Annotated in this window: 19 protein-coding genes and 1 pseudogene; 11 read left to right on the forward strand and 9 right to left on the reverse strand. The window is 46.5% G+C overall.

Going from position 1 to position 20,683, the window contains the following annotated elements; translation table 11 throughout:
- On the reverse strand, window positions 1-1,194 hold a 1,194-nt coding region (pstC, locus tag AACQ21_RS14625; RefSeq protein ID WP_105977025.1), incomplete at its 3' end, for a phosphate ABC transporter permease subunit PstC.
- Window positions 1,195-1,261: 67 nt separating this feature from the next.
- Window positions 1,262-2,284: a substrate-binding domain-containing protein gene (locus AACQ21_RS14630; RefSeq protein ID WP_105977026.1), complete on the reverse strand. Its 1,023-nt coding sequence runs from the start codon at window positions 2,282-2,284 to the stop codon at window positions 1,262-1,264.
- Window positions 2,285-2,614: 330 nt separating this feature from the next.
- Between AACQ21_RS14630 and AACQ21_RS14635 the strand changes: the two genes are divergently transcribed.
- The 6 genes from AACQ21_RS14635 (at window position 2,615) to trmY (ending at window position 6,966) form a co-directional block, all read left to right on the forward strand.
- A complete protein-coding gene (locus AACQ21_RS14635) occupies window positions 2,615-2,992 on the forward strand; it encodes a hypothetical protein (protein WP_094129324.1) in 378 nt (125 codons plus the stop codon).
- An 82-nt stretch (window positions 2,993-3,074) separates the two neighbouring features.
- Window positions 3,075-3,479, forward strand: coding sequence for a metalloregulator ArsR/SmtB family transcription factor (locus tag AACQ21_RS14640; RefSeq protein WP_105977027.1), 405 nt, complete (start codon window positions 3,075-3,077; stop codon window positions 3,477-3,479).
- Window positions 3,480-3,500: 21 nt separating this feature from the next.
- Window positions 3,501-4,502, forward strand: a complete 1,002-nt coding sequence (locus AACQ21_RS14645) for an ArsJ-associated glyceraldehyde-3-phosphate dehydrogenase (RefSeq protein ID WP_105977028.1) — start codon at window positions 3,501-3,503, stop codon at window positions 4,500-4,502.
- Between the two features lie 12 nt (window positions 4,503-4,514).
- The gene (locus AACQ21_RS14650) at window positions 4,515-5,012 is read left to right on the forward strand and encodes a cyclin-dependent kinase inhibitor 3 family protein (RefSeq protein WP_094147403.1); all 498 of its coding nucleotides are present in this window, start codon (window positions 4,515-4,517) and stop codon (window positions 5,010-5,012) included.
- A gap of 42 nt (window positions 5,013-5,054) precedes the next feature.
- Window positions 5,055-6,287 carry an organoarsenical effux MFS transporter ArsJ gene (gene arsJ / locus AACQ21_RS14655; protein ID WP_094132340.1) on the forward strand — a complete coding sequence of 411 codons (1,233 nt, stop codon included), beginning with the start codon at window positions 5,055-5,057 and terminating at the stop codon, window positions 6,285-6,287.
- A 79-nt stretch (window positions 6,288-6,366) separates the two neighbouring features.
- Complete coding sequence (trmY, locus tag AACQ21_RS14660) at window positions 6,367-6,966, forward strand: tRNA (pseudouridine(54)-N(1))-methyltransferase TrmY (protein ID WP_013868023.1); 600 nt, start codon at window positions 6,367-6,369, stop codon at window positions 6,964-6,966.
- On the opposite strand, the gene AACQ21_RS14665 is transcribed toward trmY, so the two are convergent.
- The gene (locus tag AACQ21_RS14665) at window positions 6,963-9,839 is read right to left on the reverse strand and encodes an HD domain-containing phosphohydrolase (RefSeq protein ID WP_308515166.1); all 2,877 of its coding nucleotides are present in this window, start codon (window positions 9,837-9,839) and stop codon (window positions 6,963-6,965) included. The genes trmY and AACQ21_RS14665 overlap by 4 nt on opposite strands.
- A 189-nt stretch (window positions 9,840-10,028) precedes the next feature.
- On the opposite strand from AACQ21_RS14665, the gene AACQ21_RS14670 reads away from it, so the two are divergent.
- Window positions 10,029-10,772 (forward strand): phosphatase, encoded by a 744-nt coding sequence (locus AACQ21_RS14670; protein WP_013868021.1) that lies wholly within the window; start codon window positions 10,029-10,031, stop codon window positions 10,770-10,772.
- A 97-nt stretch (window positions 10,773-10,869) separates the two neighbouring features.
- Window positions 10,870-11,256, forward strand: a complete 387-nt coding sequence (locus AACQ21_RS14675) for a cytochrome b562 (RefSeq protein ID WP_013868020.1) — start codon at window positions 10,870-10,872, stop codon at window positions 11,254-11,256.
- Between the two features lie 46 nt (window positions 11,257-11,302).
- Here AACQ21_RS14675 and AACQ21_RS14680 read toward each other — a convergent pair whose 3' ends face one another.
- From AACQ21_RS14680 to uhpT, 4 genes are all read right to left on the reverse strand, one after another.
- Complete coding sequence (locus tag AACQ21_RS14680; protein ID WP_105977030.1) at window positions 11,303-12,637, reverse strand: MFS transporter; 1,335 nt, start codon at window positions 12,635-12,637, stop codon at window positions 11,303-11,305.
- 19 nt (window positions 12,638-12,656) lie between these two features.
- Window positions 12,657-14,192, reverse strand: coding sequence for a signal transduction histidine-protein kinase/phosphatase UhpB (gene uhpB / locus AACQ21_RS14685; RefSeq protein WP_105977031.1), 1,536 nt, complete (start codon window positions 14,190-14,192; stop codon window positions 12,657-12,659).
- The gene (gene uhpA, locus AACQ21_RS14690; RefSeq protein ID WP_026028260.1) at window positions 14,192-14,797 is read right to left on the reverse strand and encodes a transcriptional regulator UhpA; all 606 of its coding nucleotides are present in this window, start codon (window positions 14,795-14,797) and stop codon (window positions 14,192-14,194) included. Before uhpA ends, uhpB begins: the two co-directional genes overlap by 1 nt.
- A 195-nt stretch (window positions 14,798-14,992) precedes the next feature.
- Window positions 14,993-16,387, reverse strand: coding sequence for a hexose-6-phosphate:phosphate antiporter (gene uhpT / locus AACQ21_RS14695; RefSeq protein WP_017048964.1), 1,395 nt, complete (start codon window positions 16,385-16,387; stop codon window positions 14,993-14,995).
- Window positions 16,388-16,731: 344 nt separating this feature from the next.
- Between uhpT and AACQ21_RS14700 the strand changes: the two are divergent.
- A pseudogene (locus AACQ21_RS14700) lies at window positions 16,732-17,096 on the forward strand (hypothetical protein).
- A 29-nt stretch (window positions 17,097-17,125) separates the two neighbouring features.
- On the opposite strand, the gene gloA2 reads toward AACQ21_RS14700, so the two are convergent.
- Both gloA2 and AACQ21_RS14710 read right to left on the reverse strand, forming a co-directional pair.
- Entirely contained in the window at window positions 17,126-17,509 is a 384-nt protein-coding gene (gene gloA2, locus AACQ21_RS14705; protein WP_105977032.1) for an SMU1112c/YaeR family gloxylase I-like metalloprotein, read from the reverse strand.
- A 9-nt stretch (window positions 17,510-17,518) separates the two neighbouring features.
- Window positions 17,519-18,442, reverse strand: a complete 924-nt coding sequence (locus AACQ21_RS14710) for a LysR family transcriptional regulator (RefSeq protein ID WP_094127192.1) — start codon at window positions 18,440-18,442, stop codon at window positions 17,519-17,521.
- Window positions 18,443-18,616: 174 nt separating this feature from the next.
- Here AACQ21_RS14710 and AACQ21_RS14715 point away from each other — a divergent pair, with 174 nt between their 5' ends.
- Both AACQ21_RS14715 and tdh read left to right on the forward strand, forming a co-directional pair.
- A complete protein-coding gene (locus tag AACQ21_RS14715) occupies window positions 18,617-19,813 on the forward strand; it encodes a glycine C-acetyltransferase (RefSeq protein WP_105977033.1) in 1,197 nt (398 codons plus the stop codon).
- The coding region (gene tdh / locus AACQ21_RS14720; RefSeq protein WP_105977034.1) for an L-threonine 3-dehydrogenase at window positions 19,810-20,683 on the forward strand (874 nt) is incomplete at its 3' end. The genes AACQ21_RS14715 and tdh, both read left to right, overlap by 4 nt.

Raw genomic sequence — 20,683 nt, forward strand, 5'->3', positions numbered from 1 at the left:
GGTTAATACTGGGCTATTTCCGGCAGCGAGAACCACAATCATGGTTTCACCAATCGCCCGGCTGGCGGCGAGCAAAACTGCGCCAGTCACGCCAGGTAGCGCGGCAGGTAGAACCACTTTGCGAATGGTCTCTGATTTGGTTGCGCCAAGGCCAAGCGAGCCATCTCTTAGTGTTTTGGGCACTTGAGTAAGAATGTCGTCGGATAGCGAGGAAATAAAGGGAATCACCATTAAGCCCATCACAATCCCCGCGGTTAGAGCGGAGGTGGCACGAATATCGATATGGAGCCACTGTCCCAATTCGCTCAGAAAGGGACCTACGGTGATTAAAGCAAAAAAGCCGTAGACGATGGTGGGAATGCCTGCGAGCACTTCAATAATCGGTTTGGCTATCGAGCGAACGCGACTTGGCGCATATTCAGCCAGATAAATGGCGCACATCAGGCCAATAGGAATAGCGACGATTAAGGCAATCAACGCGATTAAAAAGGTTCCTGCTAGTAATGGCAACATACCAAAGCCGGTTTGGTTCTCTGTTCCTACGGTTGAAAAGCGAGGGTTCCAAGTCGTACCGAAGAAAAATTCGCTCGGGCTAACAAAACTAAAGAAACGTAACGCTTCTCCAACCATAGAAAGAACAATGCCTACCGTGGTTAAAATCGCCACACCAGAACACAGAATCAGCAGTATATGCAGTGCACGTTCGACTGTGTTGCGTGCGCGAAGATCAGGGCGAATTTGTCGAGTGCTGAAGACTAATCCGGCCGCGGCAACCGTTGCCATCAAACCAGTGAGTAATAAATAGCTGCGTTGTTCTAACTGCTTTAAGTAGTCTGCGGTGGTAATTTCTTGAGGAGAAAAGCTATCGAGTACAGCGAAACCGCTGGCGATATTATGCAGTTTATTCATCAGTACGTGAGCACCCTCCACGGCCGTTGGCTGCAGATCCGTAGGAAGGCTATCAACTACCATTTGCTGAATCAGTATGGGAGAACATAGGCTCCATACGATCCAAATTAACAAAGCAGGAACCACACACCAAAGTAGGGTTAGCATGCCGTGATAAACAGGGCGAGAGTGTAAACGCTGAGTTCCAGCATTGGTTGATGCTACTTTTTTACTGCACGTCAGCCCTAAGTGGTAAGCCAGTGGCATTACCGCCAGTAGTACCACCATCAGCATCAGATTATTCATTGTTATTCTTACCTTATTAAAGCGTTAGCTTGAGCCGAAAACACTGGCCCAAGCTAATCAGAGAGCCTTAAAGGAGTTTGCGATTTTTAATGTTTTGCGACACCTGGGCGCGCTCTTTATCATCCATTGGGATAAGGCCTGCCGCTTCAAGTTGGCTACCCGTTGCGCCCATTTGTTCGCTCACAAAAAACTGTGCGTATTCGAGAATTCCCGGTACTACACCGACATGAGCATTCTTGATGTAGAAGAACAGTGGGCGAGAAACTGGGTATTGCCCGCTGCCAATGGTATCTAAGCTTGGGGTTACGCCGTTAACGGTCGCCACTTTCAAGCGGTCACGGTTTTGGTCGTAGAAGCTTAGGCCAAATACACCAAGCGCATTTTTCTGAGCATCAAGACGAGCGAGGGTTTCGGTATAATCGCCAGCGACTTCAACTACGCGACCATCGGTGCGAATCGCATTACAGAAGTTACCTTTGGCTTTTTTGTCCATCGCTTTGACTTCGGCAAAAGTCTCACAACCTGGATGAACGACTTTCTCTTCGTACACTTCACGCGTGCCGTGATTAGAACCTGGTATCACAAGCAGAATTTCTTGGTCAGGAAGAGAGGCGTCAATTTGCTTCCAGTTGGTGTAAGGGTTTGACACCATTTTGCCATTCTGCAGAATTTGTGCTGCACCCGCTTTAAACACATGCTCTGGCTTAAGGGCAAAAGTGCCACTGTCGGTACGAGATGCGAACACAATGCCGTCATAGCCGACTTTGACTTCAATGATTTCTGTCACGCCATTCGCGCGGCAGCTTTCCACTTCAGAAGATTTAATCGCGCGTGATGAGTTTGCGATGTCAATCGTATTTACACCCACACCTTGGCAGAACTGGCGTAAACCGCCACTTGAGCCACCAGAACCGACCACTGGCGTGTTAAATTGTGGGAAGGTTTGACCAAACTCTTCTGCAACGATAGCCGAGAATGGCAAAACAGTTGAAGAGCCAGCGATCTGAATCGTATCACGTGCCATTACTGGGGCAGAGATCGCAGTTGCGATGGTTGAAGCAAGCAAAAGCGCATTGCGTCCGAACTTCATAATATTTCCCTCATTAAATTCCATTAACTTAGACTGTGTTGAAAAGCCTTGCGTGAACAGTTTGTGTTGTTTCGCTGAGGTGAATATTGAGAGGACAATGTGACAGTAAAATGGTTTTTATGTGACAAATTTATGAACGCTCTGGCTTTTTTTGTTTTATAAGTAGATTGTTTTTCTTAAAAATCAGCAGGATATATTTATTTATTCAGTAATTATGGGGTGATTGAATGTTTAGCAGTGTGAAATATTTGTGAATGAATTCGAAATTTTATCTATATTCTGCTAAACACACCCACTTAATTAAGTATGTCAGTAAAGGGGGCTGGCAACATGATAGATAAAAGAACCGTTCATTTGATTAGCTTCCCTAACTCCGACCTTGCTTGTATCGCTGCTCAACTGTTGTATATCAATGCTGGAAGTTTCTATGAGATTACTTTTGAAGCGATTGACGGCATCGACTTACCCGAGCAAAGCCATTTGGAAAAGTTGGGTTACTTTGGCTACACTTTCATCGAGCCGACACAGAGGTTAGAGCCCGCTTACGATTATGTGATCGATATTAACTATGCGATGTACCAACACGATAGACGCCGAGAGGCATATCAAAAACAGGTTTATTGGGAAATCGATTGTAATCAAAATGCAACAAAAGCCCTGCAACATGCTGTCAGCTATTTTACTTCTCGCTTTAACATCATCCTTTAAAAGTCAGCGGTAACTTTTATATTGACAGCGATTTCTTTTTATATGATATATATGCACATCCGCATATACAGAGATAAGTAAAATGCTACCTCATCAGTTTTTTAAGTTGCTGTCCGATGAAACGCGAGTGCGCTGTTTGCTCATGATTGCACGCGAGCAACGAGTGTGTGTCGGCGAGTTGACGCAAGCGTTAAATGAAAGCCAACCGAAAATTTCTCGCCATCTGGCTCTACTTCGTTCCAGTGGCGTGGTGGTTGATACAAGGCAAGGGCAATGGGTGTTTTATCGGCTCTCGGACCAACTGCCCGGATGGATGAGAAAACAAATTCAAGGGCAATGGGTGTTTTATCGGCTCTCGGACCAACTGCCCGGATGGATGAGAAAACAAATTCAAGGGCTGGTGGAATCCAACTGCCTGAAAAAAGAATACCAACAAGATATGCAAAGGCTGGCAGAGATGGAATCTCGCCCAGAATGCTGTGTTTAGAAGGGATAAAAGGAAATAAAGATGTCGATTAAAGTCGGAATTAACGGATTTGGCCGCATTGGTCGTTTAGCATTAAGGGCGTCATTTGACTGGCCAGAGATCGAATTTGTGCAAATTAACGACGTTGCGGGTGACGCGGCGACCTTGGCTCATTTGCTCGAATTTGATTCAATACAAGGCCGTTGGCATCACGAAGTGACAAGCGACGGTAATGCGATCATTGCCAACGGTAAGGTTATTCGTACCTCACAACAAAAAGCGATCAATGATGTGGATTGGTCTGGTTGTGATGTGGTCATCGAAGCAACAGGCAAACACCGCAAATCTGAGTTTTTGAATCAGTATTTAGCACAAGGTGTCAAACGCGTGGTGGTATCGGCTCCGGTGAAAGAAGCGGGGATTGCCAATATCGTGGTTGGGGTCAATGACCACATTTTTGATCCACAAATACATCAGATTGTTACGGCCGCTTCTTGTACCACCAACTGCATTGCGCCTATCGTCAAAGTGATTCACGAGCAACTTGGTATTGAACATTCCTCGTTTACGACCATTCACGACTTGACCAACACGCAAACCATTTTGGATGCACCGCATAAAGATCTACGCCGCGCTCGCGCGTGTGGTATGAGCCTTATCCCGACCACAACCGGTTCTGCGACAGCGATTGTGGAAATCTTCCCCGATCTGAAAGACAAAATTAACGGTCACGCGGTGCGTGTGCCGCTAGCCAATGCCTCGTTAACCGACATTATTTTTGATGTGAAACGCGATACCAGCGCGGAAGAAGTTAACGCGCTACTTAAAGCGGCTTCAGAAAATGAGCTCAAAGGCATTCTCGGTTTTGAAGCGCGCCCACTGGTGTCGATTGATTACAAAGGCGATCAACGCTCAACGATTGTCGACGCACTCTCGACCATGGTGGTGGGCAAGCGCATGGTGAAAATTTACGCTTGGTATGATAACGAAATGGGTTACGCAACGCGTACCGCAGAATTAGTACGCAAAGTCGGTTTGGCATAAAGGAGCAAAGAAATGACACATCCTACATGGGAACTGCCTGTTGCAGAAAACAGCGCTGGTTTGGTATTGACGCCTTGCCCGGGGACAAAAGATCTTCCTTTGGTTGAGAGTATTGAACAACTGAGATCTCAAGGTGTTACCGTTGTGGTGACGGCTCTAAGTCACGAAGAGATGCAAGAGAAAGGCGTTGGTGACTTGCCTAAAGTGGTTGAGCAAGCGGGACTGCAATGGTTTCATGCCCCAATTGAAGATGATTGCGCGCCCGACCATCAGTTTCAAACGCATTGGCAAAGTATCTCCCCGTCACTTCATCAGGCACTTGCTAAGGGAGATAAGATTGCCATGCATTGCATGGGTGGATCGGGTCGTACTGGTTTACTTGCTGCTCATTTATTGCTGGAGAAAGGTTGGGAACTGCAAAACATTATTACTCAAGTTCAATCATTAAGACCGGGTGCGTTTACCAAAGATGTACAAGTTGAGTACATCAAACAATTTGTTAATCAATAACAGTCCCAAAGAGCTGCCTTAGGCGGCTCTTTTGCAAAGAGAGTGATTATGCTGTCTCAACTCAAGCAAAACGTTCGCCAGTACATACTAGTGACTTTTAATTATTGGAATTTTACCGTCACTGACGGCGCGCTGCGCATGTTGGTAGTGTTGTATTTTTATGATTTGGGTTATTCGACCTTAGCGATTGCGTCTTTGTTTCTCTTTTATGAATTTTTTGGCGTGGTGACGAACCTGATTGGCGGTTGGCTTGGTGCGCGTTTAGGGCTGAATCGCACCATGAATATTGGCCTTGGCATGCAAATATTCGCGCTCTTGATGCTTGCTGTACCTGCTGCATGGTTAACCATTCCTTGGGTGATGGCGGCGCAGGCGTTATCGGGCATCGCAAAAGATCTCAATAAAATGAGTGCAAAAAGTGCGATCAAAACGTTAGTCCCTGAAAATGCACAAGGCGCACTCTACAAGTGGATAGCCATTCTTACGGGTTCAAAAAACGCTCTAAAAGGGGCCGGCTTTTTTCTCGGTGGCGTCTTGCTCTCTTGGATCGGCTTTCAATATGCGGTAGCGGCTATGGCGGCGGTATTGCTGTTGGTTTTTATCGGCAGTTTGCTTAGCTTGCAAGCCGATATTGGCAAAGCCAAAACCAAACCGAAATTTTCAGAGATTTTCTCCAAATCGCGCAGCGTGAATATTTTATCGGCGGCTCGCCTATTTTTATTTGGCGCGCGAGACGTTTGGTTTGTGATTGCCTTACCCATTTATCTGGGCAGCGTTTTTGGTTGGGATCACAGTGCCGTGGGCGGCTTTTTAGCCTTATGGGTGATTGGCTACGGCGTGATCCAAGGGTTTGCTCCTAAAATAACGGGCAGTGCTTCAGACCAAGTGCCGGATGGGCGATCTGCGCTCGGTTGGGCGGCGCTACTGGCGCTGATTACTGGTTTGATCGCCTACAGCATTCAAGCGCAGTGGCATCCGGAAGTCGTGATCATCGCGGGGTTACTGCTTTTCGGCGCGGTCTTTGCGATTAACTCATCGCTGCATTCCTATTTGATCGTGAGCTATGCCAAGGGGGATGGTGTATCGCTTGATGTTGGTTTTTACTACATGGCAAACGCGATGGGGCGTTTAATCGGTACCGTGCTTTCCGGGTGGGTTTTCCAACTTTGGGGATTAGCGGCGTGTTTGTGGGTTTCGTTTGGTTTTCTGCTGCTGACCACTCTCATTTCATTGGGGCTCCCGAAAAGCAAAGCTGTGTTGACGAGCGAACCGTAGCTTCACCAGTAGATCACTATTCCAGTAGATGGAGATTGTGATAGAGTCCGTGCTTTATTGAATGAATTGAGTCAGTCACATGAGAGCTTTTGTTGTAAGGGCCCGTGCCGCTTCCACGGATAAACAGACTTTTTTAGCCTCTGTTGGGCAAGAAGCCCATACTGAAATTTTGGCCCACGTACTCATGAACGCTATTTTTACTGCGCAGTCGCATCGTGATGACGTGGTGGTCTACTTAGTGCTGGAAAGTACGCAAGATTTCTCGCGGACTTTATGCTTTGAGTCGAGCCAGTTGCACAATATCGGTGGCTTTCACGAGCAAGCCTTGCTGACCAAAATAGGCCACGCTTTAGACGTTTCCGTGGGTATGGGCAAAGAGCAAACCCGAGAGGTCGAGCAAGGACTCACGGTTGAAACCATCAGTTTTGAAAAGTTGGTGCAACGCCTTTCTGAAAGTTACCACTTGTATTTACTGGATAAAAAAGGCGAAAGTGTCCGTGAGCATCAATTTTCTGACGACAGCTGCTTTTTACTTACTGACCACATCCCGATGCCGAAAAAAAGTTGGAACAGTTTAAAGCGCCTTAATACACAGAAAATCAGCCTTGGGCCTCGAATGCTGTTTGCCTCGCAGTGCATTGTGCTGATCCAGAATGAGTTAGATATTCGCGGTCTTTAAAAAGTCTTTTTCAAACTAATTTTTACTTTTTTTATCTGTGCTTCTTTATCAATTGGGCTGTGCTGATCGGAGTGTAAAAACCGATCCGCATAGTCTTGATAAATCTCTTTTTCTAAAAAGAGTAAGTAAAGCTTCGGATCAATATGGCCTGTGGTGGCCATGGTGGTCATGATCGCGATCGATTCGCTGAGCGTTTTGGCCTTTTTATAGGGGCGATCGCTAGAGGTCAGTGCTTCAAACACATCGGCTATTGCCATCACTCGAGCGGGGATCGAAAGCTGCTCTTCATTTAAACCTCTTGGATAGCCCGCGCCATCCATTCGTTCATGATGGCTTCCCGCAATATCAGGAACATTTTTCATATGTTCAGGATAAGGTAGCCGCTTGAGCATCATGATGGTTTGCACAATGTGATCATTAATCATAAAGCGTTCTTCGTTAGTGAGCGTGCCACGACGAATAGACAAATTATAGAGCTCACCTCGGTTATAGCGCAGTTCTCCCGGTTGTAAAATAAAGTTTTCTTGCCACAGATCTTGTGGACGGCAACCGTTCACCCAGTGCAACTGGTGTACGGGTTTATCATCAAGCAAGCGCTCCATAGTGGGCAATGATTTTGACTCTCCTGCACGTTGGTTCTCTATCCAAGAAGTACCGAGTTGATCATCTAAGGTCCGTTTCCACTCTCTGTGCGCAATTCGCTCTAAGCGGGAAAGGTCATCATCGCTCATAAACTCACTGCCAATATTACATTGCGCGACGAAAGCAAATTCCTCATCAAGGATGTGTTGGTTCGTCAGCAACTGCTGCTTGAGATCTGGCTCGTTCTTGCCTTGCGCAACACCTTGCCAGTAGTCCGTTTCAGCTTGACATTTGAGCAGCTCAAAACGCATTCTAATTTCGTGAATTCTGTCGTAGATCGTTTCTAATTTGGTCGCTTTATCAATCACATATTCAGGCGTGGTCACTTTTCCACAATCATGCAACCAAGCGGCGAGAGTGAGCTCTTCCCACTCTTCATTGGTCATGGAAAATTGTGGGAAATAGGTGCGATCGTTTTCCGCCGCTTTAGTGATCATTTTGGTTAATTCAGGAACTCGCTGACAATGGCCGCCCGTGTAAGGGGATTTGGTATCAATGGCTGATGCGATCAATTCAATAAACGAGTTGAGCATCTCCTTTTGCCGCTGCATTTTGTCGATATTGTCTTTAGCGATTTCGGCAAAACTGAGCAGCTCTCGTAAAAATGCATGTTTGTCTTGCTGATCGGGAGTGATGGCCCGTTCGTAGCCTAGGTTTAATACGCCAACTAACTGCTTGTCTCGGTTGAGCAGTGGGAAAAGATAAAGATCAGAATTATACAGCTCATCTTTATGCTTACGCATCGAATTATCGGTTTTAGATAAATGAACCGTTTGGCCTTTGCGCAGTTCAGAAAGTAGCCACGGCATCTCTTGAGACAACTGATTGATATCAAGCTTAAAGGGAATGATGGCGTGGTTTGCTGCGGTGATAAATTGGTTATTTTCGTTGGCATAAGTGTAGAGCAAAATAGTTTCAGCTCGAGTGATCAAATAGCTTTGATGGGTAATCGTTTTGGCTAACACACCGAATTCTTGGTTGCTGGCGGTTTCGCGTAATAGTCGCAGCAAGTCGTGCAGTGTATGCTCCATGAGCTCTATCGATTGGGTTAAATTGGCAACTTCGCGGATCCGGCTTTTTGGGTAGCGTGTCTTTTTAAATTCAAAGCGCGTGATGTTGTCGGTCAATTGCACTAGGTTACCTAAAGGGCTGGCGAGCCTTTGCGCCACAAAACCAACTACTGCAAAAGCGATAGCGAGCATGATTAACGCGACAAAAATCTGCTGATCTCGCATCGAGAGCAAATCTGCGATCAAATCGTCTTGCGGTACCGCTTCTGCCAGCAACAAGCGTACATTGTCGTTTAAAAGTACCGGCGTTAACGTCACCGACCACGTTGTGCCATTCATATTGACCGTTTCATACAAAGTTTGGCTGCTGACCCGATTCAATATTGGTGCAAAAGTACTTTGCTGCAGCTGCTGTGCAATCTGTGAGGGATCTTGTTGTAGATCGAACTTAGTATTGTGTTGGGCGAGTGGTCTAAATTGATTATCGAACAAAATAAGCTGAGCACTATCAGAAAAACCCATCGTACTCATCTGTTTTGACAGTGAGTCAAGCGTGAAATCAGCGCCAAGCACACTCTTTCCATCGGCCGATCTACGTGACAGTGTGACGCCACTCGTTTGTAGGAAGAAAAAGAAATAAGGTTCCGTTAAGCGTATCGCGCCATCTTGACTTGCCGAGGTAAACCAAGGACGCACGCGAGGATCAAATTTATTATTGTTATCTTGTTTGTCGAGCAGGCTTTTAAGGTTCTGGTCTAAATAGATAAAGCGGTTAGTGCCATCAACTTGAGTGTAATGAGCCAATAGCTGAGCTTGCGCGGGGGCATCAAAACGCTGTTTGGCTTTATCAAAGCTCAGCGAGCGAAATGTAGTACAAGCTCCGGCTTCGTCACAATAATAGAGCGCGACTAACTGTGGATTACGTTGGAAGGTCAGCCAAACGGTGGCGAGTTGGCGTGGGTCCGAGATGACTTTATCCGGTTGATCAATTACGTTACTAAAAGCTAAAAAATCGAGCGTAGTCAAGATAGGTGCGGCACTTTGTTTAAATGCTGATTCCAGTTTTTTGCTGTTTTCGCTACTTAATCCTTGTGCACTTACCGTCAGTAGTTGCTGACTATGGTGATAACTTATGCCAATCAATACAATGCCGATCACCATGGCGAGTACTAAAAAGAGACTCGTAATGTGAATGCTCAGTGAGTAACGACGTCGTTTCATAACCAACTCCGAATTGGATGACATTGCTAAGTATTGTTCAATGTGGGTAAGTTGCAAAAAACCATTTCACATCGGTGTGTTTTCATCCGGTCAAAAAGTGTCGATATGGTGAATATATCGCCCTTAGATTGAAGTGCCATCAGCGAGGCTGTTACACTGAAGCATCGCTGTTGGAATGGAATAATTAAAATGAATCTTGTCGTTGATACTCATACTCACACTTATGCAAGTGGTCACGCTTACAGCACGCTCATTGAAAACGCGCGTTCAGCTAAAGAAAATGGATTAGCAATGTTTTGCACAACCGATCATGCGCAGTCGATGCCTGGAGCGCCGCATTATTGGTTCTTCTCCAATCAACGTATTTTGCCGCGCTTTTTAGACGGTGTTGCCATTATCCGAGGCATTGAGTCCAACATCATGAATCGTGCTGGCGAGATTGATGTTCACCCTTCTGTTGACCAAAACTTAGATTGGGTGATCGCCAGTTTTCATGAGCCCGTATTTCAGCCTGCCGATAAAGCAGCGCATACCGAAGCGTTAATCAATGTGATTAAAGGTGGACGAGTGGATGCGCTAGGGCACTTAGGTAACCCTAATTTCGATTTTGATTTTGATGAGGTGATCGCCTGCGCCGCCCAGCATCACGTTGCGATAGAAATTAATAACAGCACCTTAAAAGGACACAGCAGGGTAGGGAGTGTCGATCGCTGTTATGAAATTGCTAAGGTGGCGAAAGCGCATGGTGCTTATGTTACCACTGGCAGCGATGCCCATTTTTGTCAAGATATCGGCCAACTTCAACTGGCCAGTGAACTGCTTGAGAACGTTGGTATTGCTGCTGAGAAAGTGATTACGCACAGTGTCGAGCAGTTTCTGGCCTTTTTAGCTCTGCGCGGGCGAAAAGCGATCGCAGAATATCAAACACTATAAGCCGTAAAGAGGTCATAAAAATGACAAAAATTTGTCCCTCTTTTATCTTGAGATCCATTAAACTTGGCACTTCTTGCCAGAATAAAAAGAAATAATTATGAAAAAAATAATGATATTAACAGCTTGTGCATTATTTGCGGCTAGCGTGTCGGCGGCTAATGTTGACTTAAAACAGAACATGAAACAAATGAAGCTTGAATTTAAACAAGCGGCAGAAGCGACCAGCGTTGAAACAATGCAAGCACCCATTGAGAGATTAAGTCAGTTGGTTGAAGAGTCAAAACGAGGAAATTATCCACCGGAGAAGCAAGATCTCTATTTAGAAGGGTTTAATAAGCTTTCAGTGGCATTAGACAAAATCGAAGTGGATCTTGAGCAAGGAAATTTAGAGCAAGCTCAACAAACGCTGCGGACGGTAGACGAACTGCGTGTTGAATACCACGAGCAGCGTAACCCAAGTATCTGGAAGCGCTTATTTGGTTAATTAGCTTTGTGGCCCTCTCACGATAACGTTGGATTGGCTATAACGTTCAATTGTTCGTGGGGTGGTCACTGCCTGAAAACTGAGCTTGTAAGAAAGGCAGCAGTAGTAAGCCGATCACAGCGGCGCAAACAGAAATGGTGACAAAAAAACCTCGCCATTCGAATTGCTCGACAATGATGGCTAACGGGTAACCGGCGAGCGCTGCGCCCATATACGCAAATAACCCCACAAACCCAGTTGCTGCGCCAGCCGAATCTTTGTGAGAACACTCCGCGGCGGCCATACCAATTAACATTTGTGGGCCAAAGACAAAAAAGCCAATCGTAAAAAAGCCAGCGGCTTGGAATACAAACCCCGTTAACGGCATCAGCCACAGCGCTGCCACCGAAAGAAAAATGCCCATTGAAAAAATCAGGTTCATTGGCCCACGGTTGCCGCCAAACAGTTTGTCTGAACCCCAGCCTGCGACTAACGATCCAATAAACCCACCGACTTCAAACAGCGAAAGCGCGCCATTAGCCGTGATCAAATCATAGCCTTGTTGCTCGGTAAGGTAGATATTTCCCCAATCATTGATGGCAGTACGCACTATGTAGACCAGTACATAGCTCAAGGCGAGTAACCAAATGTACTTATTTCCTAACACATATGTGTGCAAGATCTGTTTAGTGCTAAGGCCGAGGCCTTCATTTTCTTGCGCCAGTTCAAGGGCGTCATTACGCCATTGACCAACGCTGGGTAAACCTTGGGTCATTGGTTTATCACGCAATCGCCAACATAAGAAAACCCCGCCAATAACGGCTAAACAGCCCGGTACAATAAAACCTTCGCGCCAACTAAAATGGAAAGTGAGAAAGCCAACCAGTAATGGGATCAACGCGCCCCCCACGTTATGAGCGGTATTCCATAGCGCCCACCAAAAACCACGTTCAGAGCGCGAATACCAAGTTGTCAGGAGTTTAGAGCAAGAAGGCCATCCCCAACCTTGGAACCAAGCATTGAGCACCCAGAGTAAGATGAACATACTGATTGAGCTTGAAAAGCCAAACAGAATATTGATAAAACCCGTTGCCATTAACCCTAGGCCCATAAAATAGCGCGGGTTGGAGCGGTCCGACAAAATCCCAGACAGAAATTTTGAGATACCATAGGTGATGTAAAACAACGTGCCCATGATGCCAATATCACTCTTATCTAAACCGAGGTCAGCAATCATCGCGGGCATGGCGTAATTCAAACTTTTACGCGTGAAGTAGAAAAGCGCATAACCGACATACATCGCCATCATGATGTGAAAGCGCCAATAACGGTACTGCTGGTTAACCTCCTGCGCTGATGCAAGAAGCGGTTGCGGTGGTTGAGAGCGTAGAAAATTTATCATAGTGCTTTATATTCCACGATTATAAGTGGGGCAGTGTGACGGTAAGCTGAGTGCCATTCTCGCTTAGATCGTGGTTGGCTGTTGTAGACTGACAGTGGCTAATAATCTGAAAGTGGCCACCCAATGCCTCGACTCGCTCACGCATCCCCCGTAAACCAAAGCCGTTCAGCTGCGCTTGTGCTTTGAAACCGATGCCATCATCGTGAATGCGCAGTGTGACATCACTTGCCAACGAAAACTCAATCACAATGTGGCTAGCTTCCGCGTATTTTAAGGCGTTATTGAGCGCCTCTTGGCACAATCGATAAAGGGTCACTTTGGTGGCATCACTTAACTTTTGCAGTTGAGCGGTTGAATTCCCCGTCCAAACCACTTGGGTCTGAATGCCGTGCGTCTCAAATTCAAGGTCACGCAGCAGTTGATCCAGTGCTTCGACTAGGCCTAAATCATCTAAGGTTTTAGGGCGTAAACGGGTTAGCAAACTTTTAGTTGTGTCGTAAACATTTAAAGAGAGAGATTCAATGGTTTTAGCACAATTGCTGGTGACGGGCTGAGATTCGACGCGTTGAATAATGCTGGCTTGAGTACGGATAGCGGTAATGTTTTGACCGATCTCATCGTGCAGCTCGCGAGCAATATCGCGCCGAACAGATTCTTCAGCTTTGACTAATTGGCGGGACAAATTTTGGTTACGATCAAGCTGTTGGCGCAGCTTGGTGTTGAGATCTCTTTGTCGCTGCACACCCATTCCCAGCAAAATGCCGGTTAAACTTTGTGCTGAAAGAGAGAGCAGGAGATCTGTGACTTCCATATTAGAGACACCACTACGAGCCGCGATCAATGCAATGCTATTGAGCAGAGTGCCGAGCAATGCACCTTGCCAGCCGTAGCGAAAAGCGAGCAAAATGATCGGGATGGCTAAACAAAATGGCGCAAAACGCCGAAGCTCATCAGGTAAACCAATTTGCAGCGCAATGCTTAAAATAAATAGTAAAGAGTAGAGTAAGACGTGACGCGTGCGAAATTCGATATGACGAGAGACTAAGTTCGCCGTCAGTGGAACCCAAGTGCTTTGGAAAAGATAATTCCATATCAAATAGCAGCTTGGCACAATCATTAAGCCAGCTGTGATGCTGACTAACATCACCATTGACGCGGCATGGCCGTGGTAGGTGGTGGCCAGCGTATTAACGATAGCGCTGGCGAGGATCAACCCGCCCATCACAATAAAGCGACGCCACTGACTTCCGTGGTAGTAGCGCTGGGCGAGCAGGTTTAAGGGCAGCGTTGTGATACTGGCGGCGAGTACTGTCAGCCATTGAGGTTGTTCCATTAGCATGGCGAGCGCAATCGTCAGCCACCATTCTGCACCATAAATCGCGGGCCAGTAACGTTGTGGACTGTGCAGTGCAGTGCCTAAACGCAGAGCAAAAGGAAAGAAGAAGATCGCCAGTTCCGGATCGTTGACAAAATAGTAGGCGATAACCCACAAGCAAAACCAACTGCAAGAGAGCAGAAACCAAGCGCAGAGTGACGTAATAAAATAGCGTGGCATTAGAATGAGTCAGAAAAATATTTCGCTAAGGCCACGTTATTGCTCACACCTAACTTATCCATGGCATTGGCGCGATGGACATGAATGGTTTTGTGGCTAAGTCCAAGCTCATTGGCGACCGCTTTCACATCCAGCCCGGCAGCCAGCATTTCACTGATTTGCCGCTCACGTTTGGTCAACTGTGCTAATAGCTTTGCCTCGCGCTTGGGAGAGGTGAGTTTAAGCGCAATATCGGGTGTTAAGTAGCAACCACCATGGGCGCTGGTTCGTACGGCTTGGATAAGTTCATCTGGGCTACAACGTTTGCTTAAGTAGCCTCTTGCTCCAGCCTCCAAGGCTTTTTCGACCATGGCCGCGGAATCGTGAACGCTCAGCATAATGCATGCTATCCCAGAGGGTAGATCTTGAAGCAGCGACAGCCCGCTTTCATCAGGCATTGAAATATCAAGAATACAGACGTTTGCCCCTGTGCCGGGAAGCCCTGCGCGCGCTTCGGCCGCCGAGCTAAATTGGCCGACCACTTGGATATCGTCTTCAAGGTTCATGAGTTGGGCAAAGCCTGAACGTACCACGATATGGTCATCCACTAGTGCTACTTTGATCATCACAATCCCCGCTGTTTATATTGCCTGAGTAAAAAGGGAGCTTAAACTAACGCCACAGAGACAATTAAACAAGCAATATATCCCTTTGCTATGGATGCCATTGTAGAGGAGTCTAGCGCGTCAAAAAGGAAGGGGTGGCACAATAAAACGCGACACACTCATAAAAGAGAATATCGCGTTTGATTTTGCTGGGAGCTAAGCGGCAGCTGCGGCCAGCTTTAGCCTTTTCTCATGGCGGATCTTACGCTCTTCTGCGATCGCGACAAAAATCAGCAGTACGATACAGATCATCGCTGAAGTGTCGAGCGCAGCAAAGGTGCCCTTCCAGCCAGTGAGGCCAAAAATCGGTGTACCGTCGGCGATCATACCTAGGCCAAGTTTGGCAAAACTATCACCAATTAAGTAAGCAAAGGTGCCCTTAACGCCATCGGCGACACTGATCGCTTTTTTCGGCACAAAGCCAACCGCAGCAACACCAATCAGTAATTGTGGGCCAAAAACAAGGAAACCTAGCACAAACAGTGACCCGAGATACATAAACTCGCTGGTGGCGTGCTGATAGAATTCGAGCGCAACAATGATGAGTCCCAGAGAGACACAGGCGACCAAAGCTCGGCGGCCATTAGCAAGATCGGACAGATAACCCCACATTAAAGTGCCGACTAATGCGCCCACTTCAAAGAGAGTGAAGCCTGAAATGGCCGCTTCTTTTGACAAACCAAGTTCTTGATAGGCATACACAGTAGACCACTGGTCGATGCCGATACGCACGATGTAGAGGAAGATGTTGGCAAAGCAGAGTAACCAAATCACTTTGTTTTTCAAAATGTATTCAACAAAGATCTCACGTTTGGTCATTTGGTTTTCTTCCGCGGCAATATCTTCCTCGCTGACCGCTTCATCAAACAACTCTTCGACCGTACCTAAACCGTAGGCTTCAGGAGAGTCACTACCGTAACGCAAACCAATGAAACCCACCACTAATGCGATGATTGATGGGAACACAAACATGCCCACAACATGACCATTAAAGAGATAGTTTGCACCAAACAGTGCTACGCCTGCCGCACCTGCGCCGCCGACATTGTGCGACATATTCCATAAACCCAAGTAGGTGCCGCGTTTATTTTTGGGCGTCCATTTGGTGATAGTGGAGTAGCTTGATGGCCCACCAGTACTTTGGAAAAAACCGCTTAGCGCATAAAAAGCAACCATTAGGAAAATGCTGACGCTTGAACCGCCCATGCTCATGCTAAATCCAAGCATTGCAATACCAGAAAGGATCAGCATAAAAGGTAGGAACTGTTTCGTGTTCTTGCCATCGGCGTAGTAAGAGACCACTGTCTTACCAATCCCGTAAGTGATGGAGAAACCAAGACCAATCAGCCCTAGCTGTGTCATCGACAAGCCGTAGGTTGAAATCATATCGTTTTGTGCAACGTTGAAGTTTTTGCGCACTAAATACATCGCCATGTAGCCAATAAACACCACAAGGTATGATTGTAAAAATGGTTTGAACCACATTTTACGGCGTTCTGCTGCGGGGAGATCGAGGGTCGGTAGCCGAACCTGTTGCAAAAGTTTTAGCATGTGAAATCCTTAGAAAATCACGTCAAAGAAATCTCTGCTGTCAGTCAATTCACACCAGAGTCGAATGGCCAGCAACCGTCTGGCTGCATCATAGAGTGATTGTAAAAATCGGCTTGGCGATTGACTTGAGGGCATGGCCTAACTGAGTTAGGAATATTTCCTAGTTTGGGTGGATTGATAGACAAAGCGTGAATGGAGTCACATTGATATGCATCTTGAAACGTCGTCTTTAAGCTAACGATTTGTAGCGAAATTGAGGGTATTTGTTAAGTTTTTAGCGCTGCCGCACTGTTATTTTTATCATTGCGTTATATAGTGTCGACAAGAAAAAATTGAGTGTTGCTATGATTCGCCTAAACCGTTTTAACAGAATAATGTTGCTCACCAGCGCGCTCAGTTGGGTGCTGGTGTCGCTTATGCCTGTAATAAACGCGCATGGCAATACGGCGGGGGTTGGGCCACACTGTGCACCATTAATGGTTTTGAGCTGGTTCAAATTGAAGAGGGAAAAGTACAGACACAGCATACGAAACCCTGTCCCTTTGCTCATTTCTCCACCTTTCATCAAGATTCACTTCCAACGACACCTTTACTGACACGACTGAACTTGTTTGTTTCAGACAGCTACACTTTTTTGGCTCTAAGTGTACGATTTGAAAAACAAGTTCCTCGTGCGCCACCATTATTTAATCTATTGTACTGGCGTTAGAAAATAGCCTTGATTCCTTCCTCTATTCACTATTCAGAATAAAGCTCTAACGGTAAACCATCTGGGTCGGCGAAAAATGTGTATTCGCGACCAGTGAACTCATCAACGCGGATGGGCTCGACGATGACGCCTTTTTCCTCTAAATACGCTTTGACTTCACTGACACTGTCCACCACAAACGCTAAATGTCGTAGCCCTTGAGCTTCAGGGAAGCTTGGTCTTGGTGGTGTATTTGGAAATGAGAACAGCTCAATTTGTCCGCCATCGGGCAGAGCAAGATCCAGCTTGTATGAATCGCGAGCGGTGCGGTAATTTTCAGCAATAACAGACAGCCCTAAGATCTGAGTATAAAACGCTTTGGAACGTGCGTAGTCTGAACAAATAATTGCCGCATGGTGGATTCGTTTTAGCATGATTAACCTTTATTTGTTGAGCTGGCTGACCAAATGTTCAGTGACGTAATCAATGAACACCCGCAGCCTTGCTGGCATGTACTTGGTTTGCGGATATTGCATGGCAATCGAGCCGTAGTAATTACTTTTGATCGTCCAATCGGCTAATAGCCGGACGACGCTGCCTTCAACGAGCGCTTGCTGAATGACAAAATCATGGAAGATGCCGATACCTAAGCCATTTTTCACGCCGTTCAAACGCATTTGTGAGTGGTTTACTGCATAGCGGCCTGAGACGGCCACTGTATGGAACTCATCTTCTTTATGAAAATCCCAGAGATGATCACGCTCGGTTTCGGCAAGATACAAGCAGTCGTGATCCGTTAATTCGGTAGGGTGGGTGGGCGTGCCTCTGGCCGCTATATATTCTGGGCTGGCGCACAACACTAAGTGGGTTTTGCCAATTTCACGCAGTACCAAGTTTTCATCTGGCTTATCAGTCAGTTTAAACGCCACATCAATATTGTGTTTGAATAAATCGATCGCACCATCTGCAGCTCTCAGCTTAAGTTGAATTTCAGGGTATTGAGTTAGAAAAGGAAGCACAAGGGGTTGCAGAACGGAGTTCAAAAATGCTTCAGGTGCCGCAACAGTGAGTGCGCCTGCAGGTTCGGTGTGGTCAGAGGTTGAAAGCTCAACCGCTTGCTGCGCAGCGTTGACCATCAACAGACTTTGATCATAAACGCGCTTTCCTGCCTGAGTGATTAAGAGCTGGCGCGTGGTTCGTTCAAATAACTTCACTGATAGTGCTTGTTCTAAACGGGTAATCAATTTACTTAATGCCGAAGGTGTTACCCCCAGCTTTTGAGCGGCTGCCGTAAAGCTACCTTCATTGACGACGAGAATGAAAGCCGCTAAATCAGGCAGCAGGGCGATAAGACGATGCGTGATCATAATTGTATTTGTGCCTGAAGTTCACTAATGGTTTTCCATGTCATGGGATAATAGTCGTAAATGGGATCAACTAAAATACCATTAAGCGATTTTACAGTGTAAATGAAGGGTCTATTTTCGTTTAGGCTGCCCTACACCATAGCTATTGCGCTATATAAAAATAAGGACGTAGCAATGTCTTCTGCATTTTATCAACAGATCCAAAACCAGCTTGAGGAAATCAAAGCGGAAGGTCTGTATAAATCTGAACGTGTGATTACCTCGCAGCAACAAGCGGCGGTCGAAATTTCTACTGGTGAAGAAGTGTTGAACTTCTGTGCCAACAACTACCTTGGTTTGGCTAATCACCCTGCGTTGGTTGAAGCGGCGAAGCAAGGCATGGACAGTCACGGCTTTGGTATGGCTTCGGTACGTTTCATCTGTGGTACGCAAGATATCCATAAACAACTGGAACAGAAGCTCTCTCAATTCTTAGGTAAAGAAGATACGATTCTTTACACCTCATGTTTTGATGCAAACACCGGTTTATTTGAAACTATTTTAGATAAAGAAGACGCGATTATCTCTGACGCGTTGAACCATGCCTCAATCATTGATGGTGTGCGTTTATGTAAAGCGATGCGTTTTCGTTACTCCAACAATAACATGCAAGAGTTGGAACAGCAGTTGATCGCAGCCGATGCGGCGGGCGCTCGTAATAAGCTCATCGTAACGGATGGTGTATTCTCAATGGATGGCGTAGTCGCAAACTTGCCCGCGATTTGTGATTTAGCCGATCGATATAACGCGCTCGTCATGGTGGATGATTCACACGCGGTTGGATTTATGGGTGCAAATGGCCGTGGCACGCATGAATACCATGATGTGATTGACCGTATTGATATCATCACCGGTACCCTTGGTAAAGCGATGGGTGGTGCTTCAGGTGGCTACACTTCCGGTAAAAAAGAGGTGATTGATTGGCTTCGTCAACGTTCACGTCCTTATTTATTCTCTAATTCGGTTGCGCCAGCGATTGTTGCAGCATCGATTCGCGTGCTGGATTTACTGGCAGAAAGCGCCGCGCTTCGCGACCAACTTTGGGATAACGCCGCGCATTTCCGTACTCGTATGGAAGGCGCGGGGTTCACTATGGGTGGCGCGGATCACGCCATCATCCCGATTATGCTCGGCGATGCTATCGTTGCAGCAGAGTTTGCAGAACGAGCACTAGCTAAGGGCATTTATGTTGTTGGTTTCTCGTTCCCTGTCGTGCCAAAAGGCCAAGCTCGTATTAGAACACAAATGTCAGCCGCGCATAGCCGCGAGCAACTCGACCACGCCATTGATGCGTTTATTGCTGTTGGCCAAGAAATGGGGCTCATTAAATGAAAATTAAAGCATTATCCAAACTCAAACCAGAGCAAGGCATTTGGATGACCGAAGTGCCAATGCCTGAACTTGGTCACAACGATCTGCTGATTAAAATTAAGAAAACCGCAATTTGTGGCACCGATGTTCACATCTATAACTGGGATGAGTGGTCACAAAAAACCATCCCAGTGCCAATGGTGGTTGGCCATGAATACGTCGGTGAAGTGGTTGGCATTGGTCAAGAAGTTCGCGGTTTTGAATTAGGTGATCGCGTGTCTGGCGAAGGTCATATTACTTGCGGCCATTGTCGAAATTGCCGCGGTGGTCGTACTCACTTATGTCGTAATACTGTGGGTGTTGGTGTGAACCGCACGGGTGCATTTTCTGAATACTTAGTTATCCCTGCGTTTAATGCTTTCAAGATCCCAGATGGTATTTCCGATGATCTAGCCTCGATTTTTGACCCATTTGGTAACGCGGTACATACCGCATTGTCATTTGATTTAGTCGGCGAAGATGTGCTGATCACTGGTGCTGGTCCAATCGGTATCATGGCGGCCGCAGTGGCTAAACACGTTGGTGCGCGCCATGTGGTGATCACCGACGTGAACGAATATCGTCTTGAGCTTGCACGCAAAATGGGCGTGACACGCGCCGTGAATGTTGCGGAACAAAAGTTAGAAGAGGTCATGAGTGAACTTGGCATGACGGAAGGTTTTGACGTCGGCCTTGAAATGTCAGGCGTACCAAGTGCTTTTAGTTCTATGCTGAAAACCATGAATCACGGTGGTCGTATTGCTTTATTAGGTATTCCACCTTCAGATATGGCGATCGATTGGAACCAAGTGATCTTCAAAGGTTTGGTGATCAAAGGTATCTATGGCCGTG

The sequence above is a fragment of the Vibrio sp. V01_P9A10T6 genome, from assembly GCF_963877065.1.
In the GTDB taxonomy this organism is placed as follows: domain Bacteria; phylum Pseudomonadota; class Gammaproteobacteria; order Enterobacterales; family Vibrionaceae; genus Vibrio; species Vibrio anguillarum.

Coding starts and splice junctions, on each gene's coding strand:
- AACQ21_RS14630 (WP_105977026.1), bottom strand. CDS start 2,284: ATGAAGTTCGGACGCAATGCGCTTTTGCTTGCTTCAACCATCGCAACT.
- AACQ21_RS14635 (WP_094129324.1), top strand. CDS start 2,615: ATGATAGATAAAAGAACCGTTCATTTGATTAGCTTCCCTAACTCCGAC.
- AACQ21_RS14640 (WP_105977027.1), top strand. CDS start 3,075: ATGCTACCTCATCAGTTTTTTAAGTTGCTGTCCGATGAAACGCGAGTG.
- AACQ21_RS14645 (WP_105977028.1), top strand. CDS start 3,501: ATGTCGATTAAAGTCGGAATTAACGGATTTGGCCGCATTGGTCGTTTA.
- AACQ21_RS14650 (WP_094147403.1), top strand. CDS start 4,515: ATGACACATCCTACATGGGAACTGCCTGTTGCAGAAAACAGCGCTGGT.
- trmY (WP_013868023.1), top strand. CDS start 6,367: ATGAGAGCTTTTGTTGTAAGGGCCCGTGCCGCTTCCACGGATAAACAG.
- AACQ21_RS14665 (WP_308515166.1), bottom strand. CDS start 9,839: ATGAAACGACGTCGTTACTCACTGAGCATTCACATTACGAGTCTCTTT.
- AACQ21_RS14670 (WP_013868021.1), top strand. CDS start 10,029: ATGAATCTTGTCGTTGATACTCATACTCACACTTATGCAAGTGGTCAC.
- AACQ21_RS14675 (WP_013868020.1), top strand. CDS start 10,870: ATGAAAAAAATAATGATATTAACAGCTTGTGCATTATTTGCGGCTAGC.
- AACQ21_RS14680 (WP_105977030.1), bottom strand. CDS start 12,637: ATGATAAATTTTCTACGCTCTCAACCACCGCAACCGCTTCTTGCATCA.
- uhpB (WP_105977031.1), bottom strand. CDS start 14,192: ATGCCACGCTATTTTATTACGTCACTCTGCGCTTGGTTTCTGCTCTCT.
- uhpA (WP_026028260.1), bottom strand. CDS start 14,797: ATGATCAAAGTAGCACTAGTGGATGACCATATCGTGGTACGTTCAGGC.
- uhpT (WP_017048964.1), bottom strand. CDS start 16,387: ATGCTAAAACTTTTGCAACAGGTTCGGCTACCGACCCTCGATCTCCCC.
- gloA2 (WP_105977032.1), bottom strand. CDS start 17,509: ATGCTAAAACGAATCCACCATGCGGCAATTATTTGTTCAGACTACGCA.
- AACQ21_RS14710 (WP_094127192.1), bottom strand. CDS start 18,442: ATGATCACGCATCGTCTTATCGCCCTGCTGCCTGATTTAGCGGCTTTC.
- AACQ21_RS14715 (WP_105977033.1), top strand. CDS start 18,617: ATGTCTTCTGCATTTTATCAACAGATCCAAAACCAGCTTGAGGAAATC.